The 18,081-nt window shown below is 55.8% G+C and carries 14 protein-coding genes; 12 read left to right on the top strand and 2 right to left on the bottom strand.

From position 1 onward, the window contains the following. Nucleotides 1-22 precede the first annotated feature (22 nt). The 8 genes from ftsE (at nucleotide 23) to AV656_RS05840 (ending at nucleotide 7,740) form a co-directional block, all read left to right on the top strand. Nucleotides 23-712, top strand: a complete 690-nt coding sequence (gene ftsE / locus AV656_RS05875) for a cell division ATP-binding protein FtsE (protein WP_063179798.1) — start codon at nucleotides 23-25, stop codon at nucleotides 710-712. Next, nucleotides 702-1,586 carry a permease-like cell division protein FtsX gene (ftsX, locus tag AV656_RS05870; protein WP_063179796.1) on the top strand — a complete coding sequence of 295 codons (885 nt, stop codon included), beginning with the start codon at nucleotides 702-704 and terminating at the stop codon, nucleotides 1,584-1,586. Before ftsE ends, ftsX begins: the two co-directional genes overlap by 11 nt. A 73-nt stretch (nucleotides 1,587-1,659) precedes the next feature. Continuing rightward, nucleotides 1,660-3,042: a murein hydrolase activator EnvC family protein gene (locus tag AV656_RS05865; protein ID WP_063179794.1), complete on the top strand. Its 1,383-nt coding sequence runs from the start codon at nucleotides 1,660-1,662 to the stop codon at nucleotides 3,040-3,042. Nucleotides 3,043-3,314: 272 nt separating this feature from the next. Next, the gene (locus AV656_RS05860; RefSeq protein ID WP_063179792.1) at nucleotides 3,315-3,935 is read left to right on the top strand and encodes a hypothetical protein; all 621 of its coding nucleotides are present in this window, start codon (nucleotides 3,315-3,317) and stop codon (nucleotides 3,933-3,935) included. After that, on the top strand, nucleotides 3,932-4,561 hold the full coding sequence (locus tag AV656_RS05855; RefSeq protein ID WP_063179790.1) for a TlpA disulfide reductase family protein: 630 nt from the start codon (nucleotides 3,932-3,934) through the stop codon (nucleotides 4,559-4,561). Before AV656_RS05860 ends, AV656_RS05855 begins: the two co-directional genes overlap by 4 nt. A gap of 209 nt (nucleotides 4,562-4,770) precedes the next feature. Further along, a complete protein-coding gene (locus AV656_RS05850) occupies nucleotides 4,771-6,198 on the top strand; it encodes a S41 family peptidase (RefSeq protein WP_231877240.1) in 1,428 nt (475 codons plus the stop codon). 84 nt (nucleotides 6,199-6,282) lie between these two features. After that, a complete protein-coding gene (locus AV656_RS05845; RefSeq protein WP_063179786.1) occupies nucleotides 6,283-7,452 on the top strand; it encodes a PDZ domain-containing protein in 1,170 nt (389 codons plus the stop codon). Nucleotides 7,453-7,482: 30 nt separating this feature from the next. Further along, nucleotides 7,483-7,740 (top strand): CsbA family protein, encoded by a 258-nt coding sequence (locus tag AV656_RS05840; protein ID WP_063179784.1) that lies wholly within the window; start codon nucleotides 7,483-7,485, stop codon nucleotides 7,738-7,740. Between the two features lie 52 nt (nucleotides 7,741-7,792). On the opposite strand, the gene AV656_RS05835 is transcribed toward AV656_RS05840, so the two are convergent. Together AV656_RS05835 and AV656_RS05830 are read right to left on the bottom strand one after the other, a co-directional pair. Continuing rightward, on the bottom strand, nucleotides 7,793-8,104 hold the full coding sequence (locus tag AV656_RS05835; RefSeq protein WP_063179782.1) for an AzlD domain-containing protein: 312 nt from the start codon (nucleotides 8,102-8,104) through the stop codon (nucleotides 7,793-7,795). Then, entirely contained in the window at nucleotides 8,104-8,829 is a 726-nt protein-coding gene (locus tag AV656_RS05830; RefSeq protein WP_082818625.1) for an AzlC family ABC transporter permease, read from the bottom strand. Before AV656_RS05830 ends, AV656_RS05835 begins: the two co-directional genes overlap by 1 nt. Before the next feature lie 136 nt (nucleotides 8,830-8,965). Here AV656_RS05830 and AV656_RS05825 point away from each other — a divergent pair, with 136 nt between their 5' ends. From AV656_RS05825 to AV656_RS05810, 4 genes are all read left to right on the top strand, one after another. Continuing rightward, nucleotides 8,966-9,616 carry a TVP38/TMEM64 family protein gene (locus tag AV656_RS05825; RefSeq protein WP_063179778.1) on the top strand — a complete coding sequence of 217 codons (651 nt, stop codon included), beginning with the start codon at nucleotides 8,966-8,968 and terminating at the stop codon, nucleotides 9,614-9,616. A 110-nt stretch (nucleotides 9,617-9,726) separates the two neighbouring features. Beyond that, nucleotides 9,727-13,227 carry a helicase-exonuclease AddAB subunit AddB gene (addB, locus tag AV656_RS05820; RefSeq protein WP_063179776.1) on the top strand — a complete coding sequence of 1,167 codons (3,501 nt, stop codon included), beginning with the start codon at nucleotides 9,727-9,729 and terminating at the stop codon, nucleotides 13,225-13,227. Beyond that, nucleotides 13,202-16,924 carry a helicase-exonuclease AddAB subunit AddA gene (gene addA / locus AV656_RS05815; RefSeq protein WP_063179774.1) on the top strand — a complete coding sequence of 1,241 codons (3,723 nt, stop codon included), beginning with the start codon at nucleotides 13,202-13,204 and terminating at the stop codon, nucleotides 16,922-16,924. Before addB ends, addA begins: the two co-directional genes overlap by 26 nt. Next, nucleotides 16,893-18,053, top strand: a complete 1,161-nt coding sequence (locus tag AV656_RS05810) for a DUF418 domain-containing protein (protein ID WP_063179772.1) — start codon at nucleotides 16,893-16,895, stop codon at nucleotides 18,051-18,053. The genes addA and AV656_RS05810 overlap by 32 nt, the downstream gene beginning before the upstream one ends. Nucleotides 18,054-18,081: the final 28 nt, after the last annotated feature.

The following is an 18,081-nucleotide window of genomic DNA, read 5'->3' as shown; positions in this document are numbered from 1 at the left end:
GGGTGTTAGGTGATATTTTTTTATGATTAAAATGAAAGACGTTTATAAGAAATATGCGAATGGTGTCGTAGCTGCAAACGGACTAAATGTCAAAATCGCGCCTGGTGAGTTTGTTTATGTCGTCGGGCCTAGCGGTGCAGGAAAATCGACATTCATCAAAATGATGTATCGTGAGGAAAAACCGACTTCAGGAGAAATAGTAGTCGACGGGACCAACCTGGCCACACTTAAAAACAGGGAGGTCCCGTTCGTCCGGAGAAAAATCGGTGTTGTTTTCCAGGACTTTAAATTACTCCCCAAACTGACAGTGTATGAAAATGTCGCATTCGCGATGGAAGTCATCGAGGCACCATCCGATTCAATACGCGACCGCGTTACGGAAGTGCTCGATCTGGTAGGGCTGAAGTCAAAAGCCCGGATGCTCCCGACAGAACTGTCAGGGGGCGAGCAACAACGGGTATCCATTGCACGCTCGATCGTCAACCGCCCAAAGGTAGTCATCGCGGATGAGCCGACAGGCAACCTGGACCCGGAGAGTTCATGGGGCATCATGAATGTGTTCGGAGACATCAATGAACAGCTCGGAACGACAATCGTCATGGCAACCCATAACAAAAACATCGTCAACCGCATCAGACACAGAGTCATCGCCATCGAGGGCGGGCTGATTGTTCGGGATGAAGCGGAAGGAGTCTACGGCTATGAAATTTAGGACACTCCGCCGCCACTTCCGTGAAAGCTTCAAAACACTCGGCCGGAACGGATGGATGACCTTTGCATCTGTCAGTGCAGTTACGGTCACGCTGCTTCTTGTAGGCGTGTTCCTGGCTATTATGCTGAACCTGAACAAAATTGCAGACGACCTCGAACATGACGTTGAAATGAAAGTCTATGTTGAGCTCGCGGCAGATGAAGCATCGACAACCGCTCTTGAGGAACAGATCAGAGAGACCCCGGGCGTAGAAGAAGTCATCTATTCGACACGTGATCAGGAACTGGAAAGGATGGTCCAGGACTTTGGTGAGGACCTGAAGCTCTATGAACAGAGCAATCCGCTCCGTGAAGCCTTTTACGTGAAGGCGACAGACCCGCAGCAGACGGTGAAAGTCGCACAGACGATTGATGAGTATCCGAACACCTATGAGGTGGTCTACGGGGAAGGGAAGATTGAAAAACTATTTGACTTCCTGAACTTCGGAAGAAATGCGGGCCTGATCCTGATCCTCGCGCTTCTCTTCACTGCCATGTTCCTCATTTCCAATACGATCCGCATCACTATCGTGGCGAGAAAGACTGAAATCGGAATCATGAAGCTTGTCGGGGCTACGAATAGCTTTGTCAGAATCCCATTTGTTCTTGAAGGGATCTGGATGGGGATTCTCGGATCCATCGTCCCGATTCTGGCCGTTATATTCGGCTATCTAGAATTCTATGACTATGCGGAACCGCGGCTCCGGGGAGAGATGATCCAGATCCTTGCGCCTGTCCCGTTCCTCTATATCGTAACAGGCATCCTGTTTGCGATGGGGGTCTTCATCGGTATATGGGGCAGCTTCATGTCGGTCCGCAAGTTCCTGAAAGTATAATACACGCACAAATGCACAAACATCGCAGATGAAACAGATAGAAACGCAATGTCCTGAAAGGGGAAATGACAAGTTGAAGCAGTCGAAGCCACTGATCGCCGCCGTGGCCGCCACGATGGCTCTGAGCTTTGGGCTTGGCACGACCGGCGTGTCGGCAAGCAAGCTCAGTGATCTCCAGAACGAACAGCATCAGATGGAAAAAAAGAAAAATGAGCTGAACGAGGGAATCCAGGAAAAGGCCACCAACATAAAAGCTAACTCCGAGAAGATGGACAAGCTTTCTGCGCAGATCAAAGATCTCCACGGAAAGATCGAGAAGAAGCAAAATGAAATTTCCGAGATCGAGCAAGAGATACAGGAGACAAAAGCTGAAATCGAAGCGCTCCGTGCCTCCATCAAAGATCTTGAACAGAAAATTGCTGATCGGGATGCATTGCTTCGTGACCGTGTCCGTGCCATGCAGGTCACCGGCGGGTCTACGGGCTATATCGATGTGCTGCTTGGTGCCAGCAGCTTCTCCGATTTCATTGATCGGGTTTCAGCTGTCAATACGCTGAGAGAAGCCGACCGTCAGATCATCGCAGAACAAAAAGCGGACAAGGCAACCCTCGAAGACCAGAAAAAGCAGGTCGAGGACAAGCTCGCCGCCCAGGAAGAAAACAAGAAAAAACTCGAGGCTGCAAAAGCAGAGCTTGATGACCAGAAAGCCGAGCTCGATGGGCTTGTGACTCAACTTGAAAAGGAACAGGCGCGTCTGCAAAAAGAGCAGTCCAACCTGGAAGCCGAGTATGAGGAAGCCCATGAAGTCAGCCAAGAGCTTACCCAGCAGATTGTCGCTGAACAGGAACGTCTGGCTGAGATTGCCCGAAAAGCCGAAGAAGAGCGAAAACGCAAGGAAGCCGAAGCACGCCAAAAGGCTGCAGAGGCCGCAGCGGCACAGCAGGTAGAAAATAACCGGAAGGGCACTTCTACCCCATCCGCTACTTCTTCCTCGTCCGGCACTTCTTCTTCATCCGGCTCAGTTAGCCAGACCAGTGCACCGGCTCCATCAGTATCCGGAGGCAATTGGACGCGGCCTGCATCAGGAAGGTTATCATCGAATTACGGCTACCGGAATCTGAGCTGGGCATCGTCTAATCACGCAGGTGTAGATATCGCGAATTCAACAGGAACACCTGTGGTCTCGGCGGGCAACGGCGTTGTCTCATTTACGGGCCAATTCGGAACATATGGAAATGTCATCATGGTGACCCACTACTTTGACGGCAAAACTTATACGACCCTTTATGCACACCTTTCCTCCATTAACACGAGCAAAGGCCAAAAGGTAGGGAAAGGTCAGCTGATCGGAAAGATGGGATCAACAGGACGTTCAAGCGGACCTCACCTCCATTTTGAACTCCATATCGGTTCGTACGGCAATCCGGTCAACCCAAATTCCTACGTACCGCTATAAACAGGATGATCCATCCCGCCTTTAAAAGGCGGGATTTTTCTTTGTCTGAAAGTCAGAGCAGGGAATGATTACCGTTGTGCTAAAAAGGCTTCTCTTCGAAGGCCTGCAGCAGAAATCTGCATCGGAACTGTAAACTCGCCGGCTCCTTCTATTTGTTCAGCGCCGTGTCATAGAATGGACAAGATTTTCTTTGGGCCCGTGCCCGAAGGTGGACGGACAGGAGCTCCATCCTCTACTCTTGAAGATGAAAACATCCTGCCGGAGGCACAGCCATGCAAGTGACGGAAGCCATCACCATCTTTAAATTATCTGTGCCGACTTCCCATCTGTCAGCACTGGCTGCACTGATTGCAGCCTATATTCTCCTCCGGTTCAGGTTCGGCAGCCGGCAGGCCGGGCTGTATGGGGATGCAGCGTTTTATTTTGTTGTCATCTGGAAAGGCAGCTACGTGCTGACCGACTTCGGCAATTTCCTGAAAGCACCCATGTCCCTCCTTTACTACAACGGCGGCCTGACAGGAGCATTGGCCGGCATTCTGGCGGCCCTCTTCTTTCTTTGGAGAAAGGGTGCGGCCGGATCACCGGCCGTCCTGATGTCGGCTGTGGCTGTCCAAAGTGTCTATCAGATCATGATGGCGATTCTGAACGAGAACGGTCCGCTGCCGGAGACCGTGACCGTGGTTATGTTCAGCATGCTGTTCATTCTGACCGTTTTACGGGCGGATGTCTCGAACCTCTGGCAACGGCAGCTGACCGTGTTGTTTCTGGCGGTCCACTTGATTGCGGCAGCTTTTCAGCCTGACGGTTTCGGCGGGTTGCCGTTTGTCTCGACCGTTATTATTGGTCTTTATCAACTCAGTTTTTTATCGGCAGGCAGGAGGCATAACAAATGAATAAAAAGTGGTTCGGATCGATCATCGCACTGGCCATGATCGCAGTAATGATCGGCATTATGCTGAAAGATACTGCGAATGATGGCCTCAGCGGGCAGAAAAAGCAACTGGAACGGGAATTGACCCAGTCTGAAATGCAGAAAGAAGCAGACACCGAAACTGCCGAGGAACCCGGTGAGGGGATTGCCAAAGGGGAGGCGGCACCCGATTTCACACTGGAAACGCTTGACGGGGGAGAGCTGACACTCTCGGATCTCCGCGGCGAGAAAGTGATTTTGAATTTCTGGGCATCCTGGTGCGGACCGTGCCGTGCGGAGATGCCGCATATGCAGGAGTTCCACGAGGAGGAAGCCGAGGAGGCCGGTGTCCGGGTGATCGCCGTTAACCTCTCGACATCCGAGCGCGGCGATAAGGAAAAGGTGATGGAAAACATTCAGTCGTTTGTAGATGAATTCGGCCTGACATTCCCCATTCCGCTTGATGTGGAAGGGGAGCAGATGGATGTCTATCGGGTCATCACTATCCCGACCACCTACATCATCGATACATCCGGCGTCATCCGCCATGTGGTCCGGGGACCGATGGATGCTGAGATGATGAGGAGCCTGACTGCAAATATCGACTGAATGGCGAGGGATAGCTGGCAAAATATCGGCGAGTGTTATGATTAATGCCCAGAGTGTTAAGATTACAGCCGTGAGTGTTAAGAAAGAACCCTCGACTGTTAAGTAAAGATCATCAGTTCCGGCCCTCCGGAATATAAAAATCGGCCATGCGTGTCGTACGCTTCCTGCTCTGTTCATACACTTGGACGGAGGAGGGATGTCAGATGCGCATGAGCCGATTTTTGATGTTTGTGGCGGTCTGCGCGGCTGCGGGCGGAATTTTCTACTTTGTCCAGAACGGGAAAGGTGAATCGGCGGAGCCCGTCAGCGGCAAGAAGCCGATCGATGAGGCGTATGACCTGATCTTGGAAAAGGCTGTCCACCGTGTAGGAGGGGACGAGCTGGTAGAAGGAGCCGTCAGGGGGATGGCCGATGTGCTGAACGATCCGTACAGTACATACATGACGGAAGAGGAAGCGGCTGCCCATGAGGAATCACTGTCGGACGAGCGTGTCGGGATTGGTGCGGAAATTACGGAATCGAGGGGGCGCTTCATCATCGTGGCTCCTGTCCGCAACTCGCCCGCAGAAAAAGCGGGTATACTCCCGTACGATGAAATTGTCCGTGTTGATGGAGAACGTGTGGACGGGAAGACGATGAAAGAACTGCTTTCCCTGATCAAAGGCGCGGAAGGGACGGATGTGACGCTTACCATATTCCGGCCGGATGAGGACAGGCATCTGGAAGTGGCGATGAAGAGAAGCGCGATCCCGGTTAAAACGGTGAACAGCCGGATGATCGAAAAAGAGGGCTATCAGGTTGGAGTTGTGACCATTTCGATGTTCGGCGAGGAAACGGCCGGTGAATGGGAAACCCATACGAAGAAACTGATCAGTCAGGGTGCGGACGGGTTCATCATCGACGTACGCGGGAATCCCGGCGGTTACCTTTTCAGCGTGTCCAAGATTGCGGGCAGCCTGCTCCGGGAAGGTACGGTCTTCGCCTTCATGCAGAACGCCGAAGGGGTTAAAGAGCCGGTCCGCTCCGAACAGCCGGAAGATGAGGAATACGGAAAGGCGATGCGCCGGATGAAAACAGTGCTCCTCCAGGACAAGGGCAGCGCTTCTGCAAGCGAAGTGCTGAGCGGCGCGCTCAGGGACAACGGACGGGCGTTTATCATCGGCACCGTCAGCTTCGGCAAAGGGACAGTTCAGGAAACGTGGCCGCTCTCAAATGGCGGTGAGATGAAGCTTTCAACTCATAAGTGGCTGACCCCTTCCGGAGAATGGATCCACGGCAAGGGCATCAAGCCGGACCTTGAATCCAAGCAGCAGGCGCTTTACGGTTTGCCCGTCATGCCGGTCGAGGGCAGTTTCCAGCCCGGTGACTACGGGGAAGACGTGGGTTATGCACAGCGGGTGATGGCGGCACTGGGCTATGACGTGACGCGCGAGGACGGCTACTATGACGAAACGACACTGAAGGCAGTCGAGCGGTTCAGGGATAATGAGAAGCTCGATCCCGGCGGAGCCATGGACGATGCCTTCTTCCGGGCCCTCCGAGCCAAAGTGATCGAGTATAAGGCGGACGAGAAAAATGATGATCAGCTGCAACTCGCCGTCGGATATATGAAACATGTATTGAAGTCCGGCAACTAAAACCATTCTCATCCTACCCCGGGTTTGATAGAATGAAGTAATGAAGTAGATTTGTTGTTTAGAACCGGGGATGGTGACAGTCGGATGTTCCAGGAAATTATGATTGAATTGCTGCATGGCGCGGGAAAGTTTTTTATGAACCCGCTGCTTTATATCATTTTGTTATTCTCTGTTCTTCTGGGCTATACGAGGGTCAAGCGGGAGCGGAGGCATTTCCGGGTAAGGGTGGATGAAGGTCTTGCCGAGTTCCGCGGTCTGCTAAAACAGTCGTGGCTGGCTGCACTCGTCCTGTCGCTGATTATTGCAGGGGCAGGGCTTGTCGTGCCGAAGGGATGGCTCGTGTTGTTCTGCGGCTTTATGCTGGCAGCCGTACTCCTCTTCCGATACCAGGCGGGAGCCCCGATCTATACTGCCGGACTTGCCGCACTTGCCTACTGGCTGCTCGGCCGGTATGATGTCGCGACCGACTGGCCGGTGATCGGGTGGACCTATGCCGGGATCACTGGCGAGGAGGCAGTCACCATCACGGTGATTGCCGGCCTGCTCACGGCGGCCGAAGGACTTCTGATCCGCAAGTATGGTGCCCGGGATGCTTCTCCGTTCCTGCTGGAGACTGCCAGGGGACTGCAGGGAGCCGCATACCGGACCAAGCGCCTGTGGATGCTGCCGCTTCTTTTTGCGATTCCGGGCGGCCCGATTGGAGAAATGCTTCCGTATTGGCCGCAGTTCACGCTTGGCGGAACGTCCTATTACCTGATCTTCATCCCGGCGGTGATCGGCTTTGAGCATACGGCAAAGCATATTCTGCCGGAACAGGTTTATGGCGGGTATGGCCGGGCGGTCTTCGCAACCGGCCTTGGTGTCGCGGCAGGCGCTCTGCTCGGACTCTGGGAGCCGCTGGCCGGTTGGGCCGTCCTTGCCATCGGACTGATCGTACGGATGGTCATCGCCATTAAGGCAGTCGTGCAGGAAAATAAAGGGAATTTTGCGGTCTCCCCGAGAAGTGACGGCGTGGTCGTGGCCGCAGTCCTTCCTGAATCTCCTGCCGACAAGATGGGGATCCTTCCGGGCGAGACTATCCGGAAGGTTAACGGTATCACTGTGACGGACGAACGGGAACTGTACGAGGCCATCCAGGTCAACGCGGCCCACTGCCGCGTCGAGGTGCTCAATAGGGAAGGGGAGCTGCGGCTCTGCCAGCATGTCATCTTCCGTCACGATCACCACCGGATGGGTCTTCTCGTCGTACGTTGACCGGTATTCGCAGGGGAGGGGGATCGGCCTGTGGAATCATACGCACTCAAAATCATCCTGGCACTTTTCCTGCCGGCGGCACTGGTCGTCCTGTTCACCCGGGTGACCTACCATCATGTTGTCGGGCTTGTCCTGACTGTTGCATTGATCGCGGCGTCCGTCTATGCCGGATACACGCACACTTGGCTGCTGTATACAATCGATGCGTTGTCACTTACCGCAGGGTTTTACCTTGCAGGCAGGATGAGGGAACGGACAAAGCAGGAACAAAAGCAGAATCCGGAATAACAAATAAGACCTGGCGCAAATGCGCCAGGTCGTTTTATCTGTTGAGGCAATTTCAGCCGGCCAGCAGGCTGTACACTGCAAGGATGGCAATTGTTCCGAGGACGGTCCCCATGACACCGCCGCCCATCCAGGCGATTAGCGCGGCCGATGCAAAACCGATCACTCCAAACAGCAGGTCATCCGGCTGGGCGTACAGGATTGCAGGAAAGATCAGCGCACCGAGGACGGCAAACGGAATATTCCGCAGTACACCGGACACTGCGGGCGGCAGTTCTTTCCCTTCCAGAAAGGTCAGCGGGATGGCACGAGGCAGGTAGGTCACGACCGCCATGCCGAGCAGCATCCACCAGTACCAGCTACCCATCAGGCACCCTCCTTTCGTTCAACCGCGCGTCGGAGCACTTTTCCGCGGCGGGCGTAGAGCACTTCGACAATCACGGCAGAGGCGAGTGTTGACACCATGATCGCCCAGCCGGTGGACAGCAGCCCCGTCCAGAAGAAAAATCCGTTCATGGCGGCAGCGGTCAGGGCGAGCAGGACAATCTTCCGGTTGCCTTTCAGGGAAGGGACGAGGAGCGCGACAAACATGGCGTAAAGCGCGATCGACATCGCAGCCTGCAGGAAAAGCGGCAGGTTGGCCCCGATGATATGCCCGACACCGCTGAAGATGACCCAGCTTGCATAGGACAGGATGATGACACCGGCTGCATAAGATGTCCGGACACGTCCCTCGCCGGTAGTGGAGATCACAGAAAATGTCTCGTCCGTGATGCCGAATGCGTAGACCGCTTTTTTCCATCTGGCGTCGGGCTGCATCTTTTCATTGAGCGAAGCCGTCATAAGAAAGTGGCGGATGTTCACAATGAATGTATTCAGCACAATCAGAACGGGGTCCACTTTGGCCGCAATCAGGCTGAGGGATATGTACTGTGCGGCGCCGGCAAAGACAAACATGCTCATGGCAACCGTCTCGGTCAGGGAAAGCCCGGTTGTCTTGGCGAGCAGACCGAACGTAAGCGCCACCGGGAAGTAGCCGATCGCAATGGTAAGCCCCGCCTTCAGGCCGGCTGCAAGGCCTTCTCTTTGCATAATATCCCATCTTTCTTGCATGATTATAATTAGAATTATACTACAAACAATTCCTTGCGGACGCCTGATTTTGTAGAGTTGCATGAATAGCGTAAAATAAGGGAAATGACACTTGAAACCGGGTCGGAGGTAGGACATGGAGAACTGGCTGGATCTTGACACCTTGTATGAACTGACATCACAATACCGGGCGCTTGGACCTCTCTTGGGCTTTCTGCTGCCGTTTATCGAGGCGTTTCTTCCGTTTCTGCCTCTGTTTGTGTTCGTCATTGCAAATGCCAATGCGTATGGCTTCCTGTTCGGTTTCCTGATCAGTTGGGGCGGAACAGTCGCGGGGTCCTATACGGTGTTTCTCCTCATCAGGAAATACGGGGATGCAAAGGTGTTCCGGTTCCTCACGAAAAGTGAGCGCGTCAGGAAACTGATCCAATGGGTGGAACGGAACAGTTTCGGGCCGCTATTCGTGCTGCTCTGCTTCCCGTTCACGCCATCCGCACTGGTGAATCTCGTGGCGGGCCTATCCAATCTGAAGAAAAAAGTGTATCTGTTCACACTCATGGCCGGCAAGTTTGTGATGATCGGCATTGCAAGCTTTATTGGCCATGATCTCCGTTCGCTGATTACGCAGCCGGGACGTACAGCAGTGGTGGCAATCGTGATTTTCCTTCTTTGGCTCGGCGGAAAACAATTGGAGAAATGGCTCGACAAGAGAGTGGAAAATGACATCAGTTCGATCCGGGAAGAGCAGACCGCAGCGGAAGAAGAGCGACGGGAAAAGGAGAACTGATCGGACGTCACCTTAACCGAAGTAACTATCCGATTACATAATGCAGAACGTTTGTTCGACTTTGTTTCTTCTATTATAATGGTAACACCAACAGAAAGGAGTGGCTGCCGATGTCATTCAGGCTGATTACCGGCCGGGCCGGTTCTGGCAAGACCACGATGATCCGCAAAGAAATTGCCGGCAAGCTGAAGGAAGCCCCCCTCGGTTCGCCGATTTTTGTCGTTGTTCCGGACCAGATGTCGTTTTCCATGGAGAAGAGCCTGTCGACAGAGTTCGGGCTTGGCGGAACGATCCGCGCGCAGGTGGCGACGTTCAAGCGTCTGGCCTGGCGCATTCTCCAGGAGACGGGCGGGATTACCCGGACGGAAGTGAACGGCTTCGGCTATCGGATGCTGATCCGGAGCCTGCTTGCGGAAAATCGGGAAGAGTTCAAGCTGTTCCGTCAGGCGGCCGATAAGCGGGGGTTTACCGAACAGCTGGAAGATCTGCTGAAGGAGTTCAGCCGCTACTGCCTCGATTGCGCGACGATGACCGATATGCACGGCGAGCTTGAGCAGGCCGGTGCTCCGCGGGCGCTGCTGGACAAGGCTGACGATCTGGAGCTGCTCATGAGCAAGATCGAGGAACGGCTCGGCACCGCCTATGTGGACAGCGAAGGATATCTGGCGCTCCTCGCCTCCCAGATCCGGAATTCCGATCTGGTAAAGGATGCGGAAGTATATGTGGACGGCTTTGTTACCTTCACGACACGGGAGCTGGAAATTGTCGAGGAGCTTATGAAGCACGCCAGGCGCGTGACGGTCGTCCTGCCGATGGAAGATCCATACGGGGCACCGACAGGGTCCCAATTATTTTTTAATGCTCAGGGAAGTGCGGCCCGGCTGATGGATTCCGCCAAGCGGAACGGGGTGGATACCGAAGACAGTATCCACCTGGGAATTCCCCGCCGTTTCAAGAGCAGGGCACTCGCCCATCTGGAATCGGTGTTTGATCAATACCCGGCGCCGACTGCATCAGCGGAAGGGGATGTGGAGCTGATCCGCGCGGCGGATGCGAGGGCCGAAGTCCATGCCGTGGCAAGGAGGATCCGGAATCTCATGATGTCCGGAATGCGCTACCGGGACATGGCCATCCTTTACCGTCAGCCCGAAGTCTATGACGAGCTGATCGAGACGGTGTTTCCGCTTTATGACGTCCCTGTCTTCATCAGCCGGAAAAAGCCGATGCTCCATCACCCCCTGATCGAGTTCAGCCGTTCGGTGCTCGAGGCGGTGGCGGAAGGGTGGGAGTATGAAGACATCTTCCGCGCAGTCAAGACCGACTTGTTTTTCCCGCACGGGGCAGATCCGTCGGAGTGGCGCGACCGCGCGGACCGTCTCGAAAATTTCGTGCTGGCAAACGGTATCCGGGGGGAGCGCTGGTTCGACGAAAAGCGCTGGCAGGTAAAACGCTACCGCGGCCTGGAGTTCCACCGCAACGTGCAGACCGATGAGGAGCTGGCGATGCAGGAAGACATTCATCTGATCCGGGATGCCGTCCGTGAACCGCTCGCCAACCTCGAGGCCCGCCTTCGCAGGGGAAGGACGGGACGTGACATCGCCACGACCCTCTTTACGTTCATGGAGGAGCTTCAGGTGTTTGACAAGATCGTCGACCTGAGAAAGCACGAAGAAGAGGCAGGACGGTTATTCGAAGCGGCGGAACACGACCAGGCCTGGAATTCCTGGATCGGAGTGCTGGACCAGTTCGTTCTCATGTTTGGCGACCGGGAGCGTCCACTCGGTGAATTCATCCAAATTCTTGATGAAGGGTTCGATACGCTCGAGTTTGCCCGCATTCCCCCGTCGATTGACCAGGTTACGGTGACGACCGCCGACATCTCGAGGCTGATGGATATGGAGGCTGTCTTTATCATCGGCGTCAATGACGGCGTGTTTCCGAAGCGCATCGACCAGGAAGGACTCCTGTCCGACCGGGAGCGGGAATGGTTCATGGAAATCGGATTCGAACTGGCGCCGACGACGAAAATGCGGCTCATGGACGAAATGTACATGGCATACCGCGCATTCACGACGGCTTCCTCGAAACTGTTCATCTCCTATCCGGCTTCTGACGCCGAAGGAAAGGCGCTGATTCCATCCCTATATCTGAAGCGCATCAGACAGATCCTGCCGGATGCGGCCGAATCAGATGTGCTCAATGATCCGGCGGACCTCCCGGAGGAGGAAAGCTGGAAGGAATATATCAGCCATCCGAGAGCGACGCTCCGGTACGCATCCGCCCGGCTGCGGCACGAGGAAAGCGAAGGGGAACTATCTGTACCCTGGCGTTCGGCCATCGACTTTTACCGGAACGATCCGTACTGGTCGATGATCTTCGGCAAGGTGTTCCGTCCGTCACGCAGGCGCGGGACGGAGCGGCTCGAGCCGGGTGTCACGTCCGCACTATACGGCAAAGAGATCGGCTCTAGCGTTTCACGGGTCGAATCGTATTTCAGCTGCCCATTCCAGCATTATGCAAGCTTTGGGCTGAAACTGCGCGAGCGCGGCGAGTTCACGCTTGATCCGCCGGCACTTGGTGATCTGTTCCATGCCGCGCTGAAATGGATCTCCGATGAGACCGGACGGCGGAATCTGCCATGGGGCTCCCTTAGCCAAACAGAATGCCTGACGCTCGCCAGGGATGCCGTGGAAGCGATCAGTCCTTATTTCTTTAATCAGATCCTGCTGAGTTCCAGCAGATACACTTATATTAAGAGAAAAATCACAAGAATTATCCAGCGGACGCTTCTGGGCCTCTCGAAACAGGCCAAGCACTCCGGGTTCAGCCCCGTGGCCATTGAGGCGGCATTCGGCCCCGGAGAGAAATTCCCTCCTTTACGTGTACCTCTGAAGAGGGGCGGGACGATGCAGCTGAGGGGGCGGATTGACCGGGTGGATGCTGCGGAGGTTGACGGGAAGCCGTTTATCCGTGTCGTCGACTATAAGTCTTCGGCCAGGGCACTGGACCTTGCGGAGGTGTACTACGGCCTGTCGCTCCAAATGCTGACTTATCTGGATGTCGCACTCCTCAATTCCGATGAGTGGTTTGGCAGTGAAGCGCTCCCTGCAGGGGTTCTGTATATGCACGTGCATAACCCGATGCTCCGTGCCGAGTCAGGCGTGATGGACGAGGCAGAAATCGAGGCGGAGGCAATGAAGTCCTACCGGATGAATGGTTATGTCCTCGACAACCCAGACGTCGTCCTTGAAATGGACAAAAGCCTCGATGGCTCTTCCGATACGATTCCTGTCCGGATGAACAAAAACGGCACATTCTCGAAAACGTCCAAGGTGCTCGGTCCGGAAAGCCTCTCGCTCATGAGAGAGTATGTGCGCCGCAAGCACAGGCAGGCCGGCGATTCCATGATTGAAGGCGACACCCGGGTGCTGCCTTACAGGATGAAAGATCGGATGCCCTGCCAGACGTGTGCGTACCGGTCCGTCTGCCAGTTTGACCCGGCTGACCCGGCACAGCGCTATCAGGCCCTGCGCCAGCTGACTCCCGAAGAGTCGATAAAAATGATGAAGAAGGAGGTGCTTGGAGATGAAGATACCGGCGAAACCCGCTGATGCAACGTGGACGGATGCCCAATGGAGGGCGATCCATGCATCAGGCAGCGACCTGCTCGTCTCGGCCGCAGCCGGTTCAGGAAAGACGGCTGTCCTGATCAACCGCCTGATCGGCAAGGTGACCGACCCGGAGGATCCGATTGACGTCGATGAACTGCTAGTCGTGACATTCACGAATGCGGCTGCGGCTGAAATGCGTCACCGGATGGCGACGGCACTTGAAGAGGCGATTGAAATGAACCCGTCTTCCACGCGTCTCCGGCGCCAGCTCAGCCTCCTTAACAAAGCGCAGATTTCGACGCTCCACTCGTTCTGCATGAACATCGTACGGCAGTATGCCTATGTGCTGGACCTCGACCCGGGATTCCGGATTGCGGACACCGCGGAGGCGGCGCTGCTCCGGGATGACGTAGTCAGCCGTGTTCTTGAAGAAGCATACGGCTCGGAAAATCCGGAACCGGTATACAGGCTCGCGGACAGCTTCACATCCGACCGTGACGACCAGGCGATCGAAGTGCTGATCGATAAGCTTTACGACTACTCCCGCGTTCATCCGAAACCGGAGGAATGGCTGCGGAGCATCCCGAGGCAGTATCACCTCCCGCCTGATGCGGACATCGACAGCCTGCCGTTTATCGGGCCGCTCAAGGAGGCAATCCGCCACCAGCTGGAAGAGGCTGTATCGATGGCAGCTGAAGTGGGCCGCATCGCCCGCCTGCCGGACGGCCCGGCGCCTCTTGCTGCGACCGCTGAAGAAGACGGCACCCTGGTCGGCTCCCTTCTCAGGATCATGGAAGGCGGCACGTGGGAAGAGGCATACCATGCCTTTTCCGCCATCAAGTGGGCCAAGGCCGCCACGATCCGTAAGGACAGCTGTGATGAAGAGCTTGCGGAGCGGGCCAAGAAAAAGCGGAATGACATCAAAAAGCTCGTTAACGGACTGAAGGAATCCTACTTTGTCCGGACGCCTGCCCGTCTCCTGGAAGAAATGAGGCTCATGGCACCGATGATGGATACACTTGTCAGCCTGACGATCCGGTTCGGCGAGCGGTATGCCGAAGTGAAAAAGAACCGGGGCATCGTCGACTTTTCCGACCTTGAGCACCTTGCGCTCGCCATCCTGTCCGATGAGCGGGACGGCACGCTTGTGCCGTCGGAGATTGCCCACGACTTCCGGGACCGCTTCAGAGAAGTGCTGGTCGACGAATACCAGGATACGAACCGCCTGCAGGAGACAATCGTCTCGCTCGTCAAAAGCGGGGAAAACGCGGACGGCAATCTGTTCATGGTCGGTGATGTGAAACAGTCGATCTACCGTTTCCGCCTGGCCGAGCCGATGCTGTTCCTCGGGAAGTATCTCAATTTCAACGGGGACGCGGGCGGCACTGGCATGAAAATCGACTTGAATGCGAACTTCCGGAGCCGGAGGGAAGTGCTCGATGCGACGAACTATGTGTTCCGCCAGATAATGGGCGCACGGGTCGGTGAAATCGACTATGACGAAGCCGCGGCCCTCAAGCCCGGTGCTCCATACCCGGGAACGGGGAGGCCGGCCACGCTGACCATCATCCATGAGGAACAGGAAGATGACGGAGAAGAGGCCTCAGAAACAGACGAGGAACTTAAGAAGCCGCAGATGGAAGCGAGGGCAATCATCCGGGAGATCCGGCGGCTCATGGAGTCCGGCGCAGAGGTGACCGATCCTTGGACGGGCGGCACCCGCCCGCTCCGTTACCGGGATATTGTCATCCTTATGCGTTCGATGACATGGTCGGGCGAAATTGCGGAAGAGCTGAAGCTTGCGGGTATACCGGTTTATGCCGAAACGTCCGGGGGCTATTTTGACGCCATCGAAGTGATGATCATGCTGAATACGCTCCGTGTCATCGACAATCCGTACCAGGACATCCCGTTCGCCTCCGTGCTCCGGGCACCGTTCATTGGGCTCGGTGAAAACGAGCTGGCTAAGATCCGCCTGGCAGCGCCGGATGAACCGTACTATGAGGCGCTCAGGCAATACGTCCGGAACGGGATCTCCGCCGGCATTCCGGCGGAGACGGAAGAGAAGATCCGCCGGTTTTATGTCCACTTCGAAGAGTGGAGGGACCTTGCGCGCCGCGGATCGCTTGCAGACCTGATCTGGCAGGTGTACCTGGATACCCATTACTATGAGATGGCAGGCGCCATGCCGAATGGCAAGCAGCGCCAGGCGAACCTCCGCGCCCTGCACGACCGGGCGATTCAGTACGAGAGGACGTCCTTCAGGGGGCTGTTCCGTTTCCTGCGGTTCATCGACAGGATGAGACGCCGCGGTGATGATATGGGAACCGCAAAAGCTGTCGGGGAGCAGGACGATGTCGTCCGGATCATGACGATCCACTCATCCAAGGGACTGGAGTTTCCGCATGTGTTCGTCGCGGGGGCAGGGCGGCAATTCAACAAGATGGACTTTAACCAGCCCTATCTCTTTGACCAGCACTTCGGCCTTGCGGTCAAGGCGGTGGACCCGGACAACCGTATCCAGTACACGTCGCTGCCGTTCCTTGCAATCCGGGAAAAGAAGGAGCTCGAGATGCGGGCAGAGGAGATGCGGGTCCTTTATGTCGCCATGACGCGTGCCAAAGAGGCCCTTCACCTGATCGGTTCGGTGAAGGACCCGGAGGCGGCGGTCATGAAGTGGCAGGAAGGCCAGCTTTCCCCGGGCGAGCGGCTGCCGGAGTACATCCGATCGCGCGCCGCAGGTTATCTGGACTGGATCGGGCCCGCAGTGGCGCGACACCGGGCATTTGCTCCTTACGGTGTGGTCCCGGGCGGCCAACTGATTGATGACCGTTCCGCCTGGAACATTGAGTTTCTGTCACCGTCCGAACTTTCGGCCGAAATCGGGCCGGCTGCTGAAATTGCTGCGGAAGAGGACCGGCCCGAGCAAATGCCGGACAGCCGTGCGGCAGAAGAGGTGCTCAGACGCTTCACTGCCTCCTATCCCCACAGTGCGTCGGTCCGGAAACGCTCGAAGCAATCCGTAAGCGATGTAAAGAGGATGTGGCTGCTGGAAAACGCGGAAGAGCCGGATCCGTTCATGACCCATTCGGATGAGGTCCGGCCGATGTATATGCACGACCGGCCTGAATTCATGCAGGAGCGGACGCTTACCGCGGCGGAAATCGGGACGGCGATGCACACGATCATGCAGCATATCGACCTTTCGCGCCAGCAGACCGTGCGTGATGTACAGAACCTGATCACAGAACTCACCCGCCGGGAACTGATCACGAATGAGGAGGCAAGGGAAGTGGATGCGGCGGCAATCGCCCGTTTCTTCGGGACGCCGCTCTACGAACGCATCCGGAAATCCTCTGATGTCCGCCGGGAACTGCCGTTCACCTACGGACTTGATGCGGGAGACGGAGACCGTCAGATCCTGCAGGGAATCGCCGACTGCCTCTTCCGCGAAAAGGACGGCTGGGTTCTGCTTGATTATAAAACCGACCGGACGGGCATGTTCCGATCGGAGGCATCGCTCGAGGCCGCGATGGCCGAGCGCTATGGCGTCCAGCTGTCACTCTACGCCCGGGCGATCGGTGACATTCTTGACATCAACATCAAAGAGAAGCTCCTGTACCTGTTTGACGGGGAGCGAGTATTGACCATCCGGGGGGATCATTTTGCCGACACTGAAACCGACCGCATCAAATGAACGGATCGCGGCGCTGGATTATCTGAGGGGGGTTGCCCTGCTCGGCATCTTCGTCGCGAACATGCTGTTCTTCCATACACCATACGTCTATATCGATCCGTTCACATGGTTCCGGTCGCTCAGCGATGAGGTCTCCCATATGTGGGTGGACATCCTGTTCCAGAGCAGCTTCTATCCGCTGTTTGCCATGCTATTCGGTTACGGAATGAATATGCAGTATGAGAAGTCCGTCCGTCTGGGGCGGCCGTTTGTTCCGACGGCCGCAAAAAGGATGGGTGTCCTCCTGCTTTTCGGAATCATCCATGCCTTCCTTATCTGGCCGGGAGATATCCTGATCACCTATGCGCTGATGGGCCTGATCTTCATGTGGATGCTCCGGCTTCCGGCAACTGTACTGACGGCTATCGGGGCGGTTGTCTATATCGTGCCGATGGCGCTGCTGACAATTCTGACCTTCTTCGCGGAAAAGCTGGATCCCGATGGCATGTTGGGTGCGTATGTCGACATCACCAACATCAACCGCTCAATCGAGGCCTATGCCGGCGGGTCGTTCGGTGAAGTGACCGCACAGCGTGCCGCAGACTGGCTGTTCATGAATACGGCATCGATTCCGATGGCGATCTTCATGATCCTGCCGCTCTTCATGTTCGGAGCCGCGGCAGGGAAGCTCCGTCTGATTGAAAAGGCCTCAGACAGCTGGAAAAAGTGGATCCTCCCCGCCGTGCTGTTCACGGCTGCCGGACTGTCTCTAAAAGCGCTGCCGTATTTCACCGAACTGCGCTACACTTCACAAATGGTGCAGGATTTACTCGGCGGGCCGCTTTTGACCGTCGGCTATGTCGGACTCGTCCTCCTGCTCCTGCAATCGGGTCTCGGCCGGAAAGTGTTCCATCCGATCGCATCCGCGGGACGGATGTCACTGACTGTATATCTGACCCAGTCGATCATTGCGACCCTCATCTTCTACTCGTATGGCCTTGGCTATTACGGCAAGGTGTCGGTATCGCTCGGAACCTGGCTTGCGGTGGCCATCTTTGCCATCCAGTGCATCCTCGCCGACCTGTATTTCCAGAAGTTCAGGCAGGGGCCGTTCGAGCGCATCTGGCGCAGGCTCACTTACGGGAAATGACGAAATTTAGAGGAATCTCCGACTATCT

Source organism: Bhargavaea cecembensis, from assembly GCF_001619585.1.
Classification (GTDB): domain Bacteria; phylum Bacillota; class Bacilli; order Bacillales_A; family Planococcaceae; genus Bhargavaea; species Bhargavaea cecembensis_A.
The sequence above is the reverse complement of the archived record's forward strand: the minus strand, read 5'-3'. Positions and strand labels throughout refer to the sequence as shown.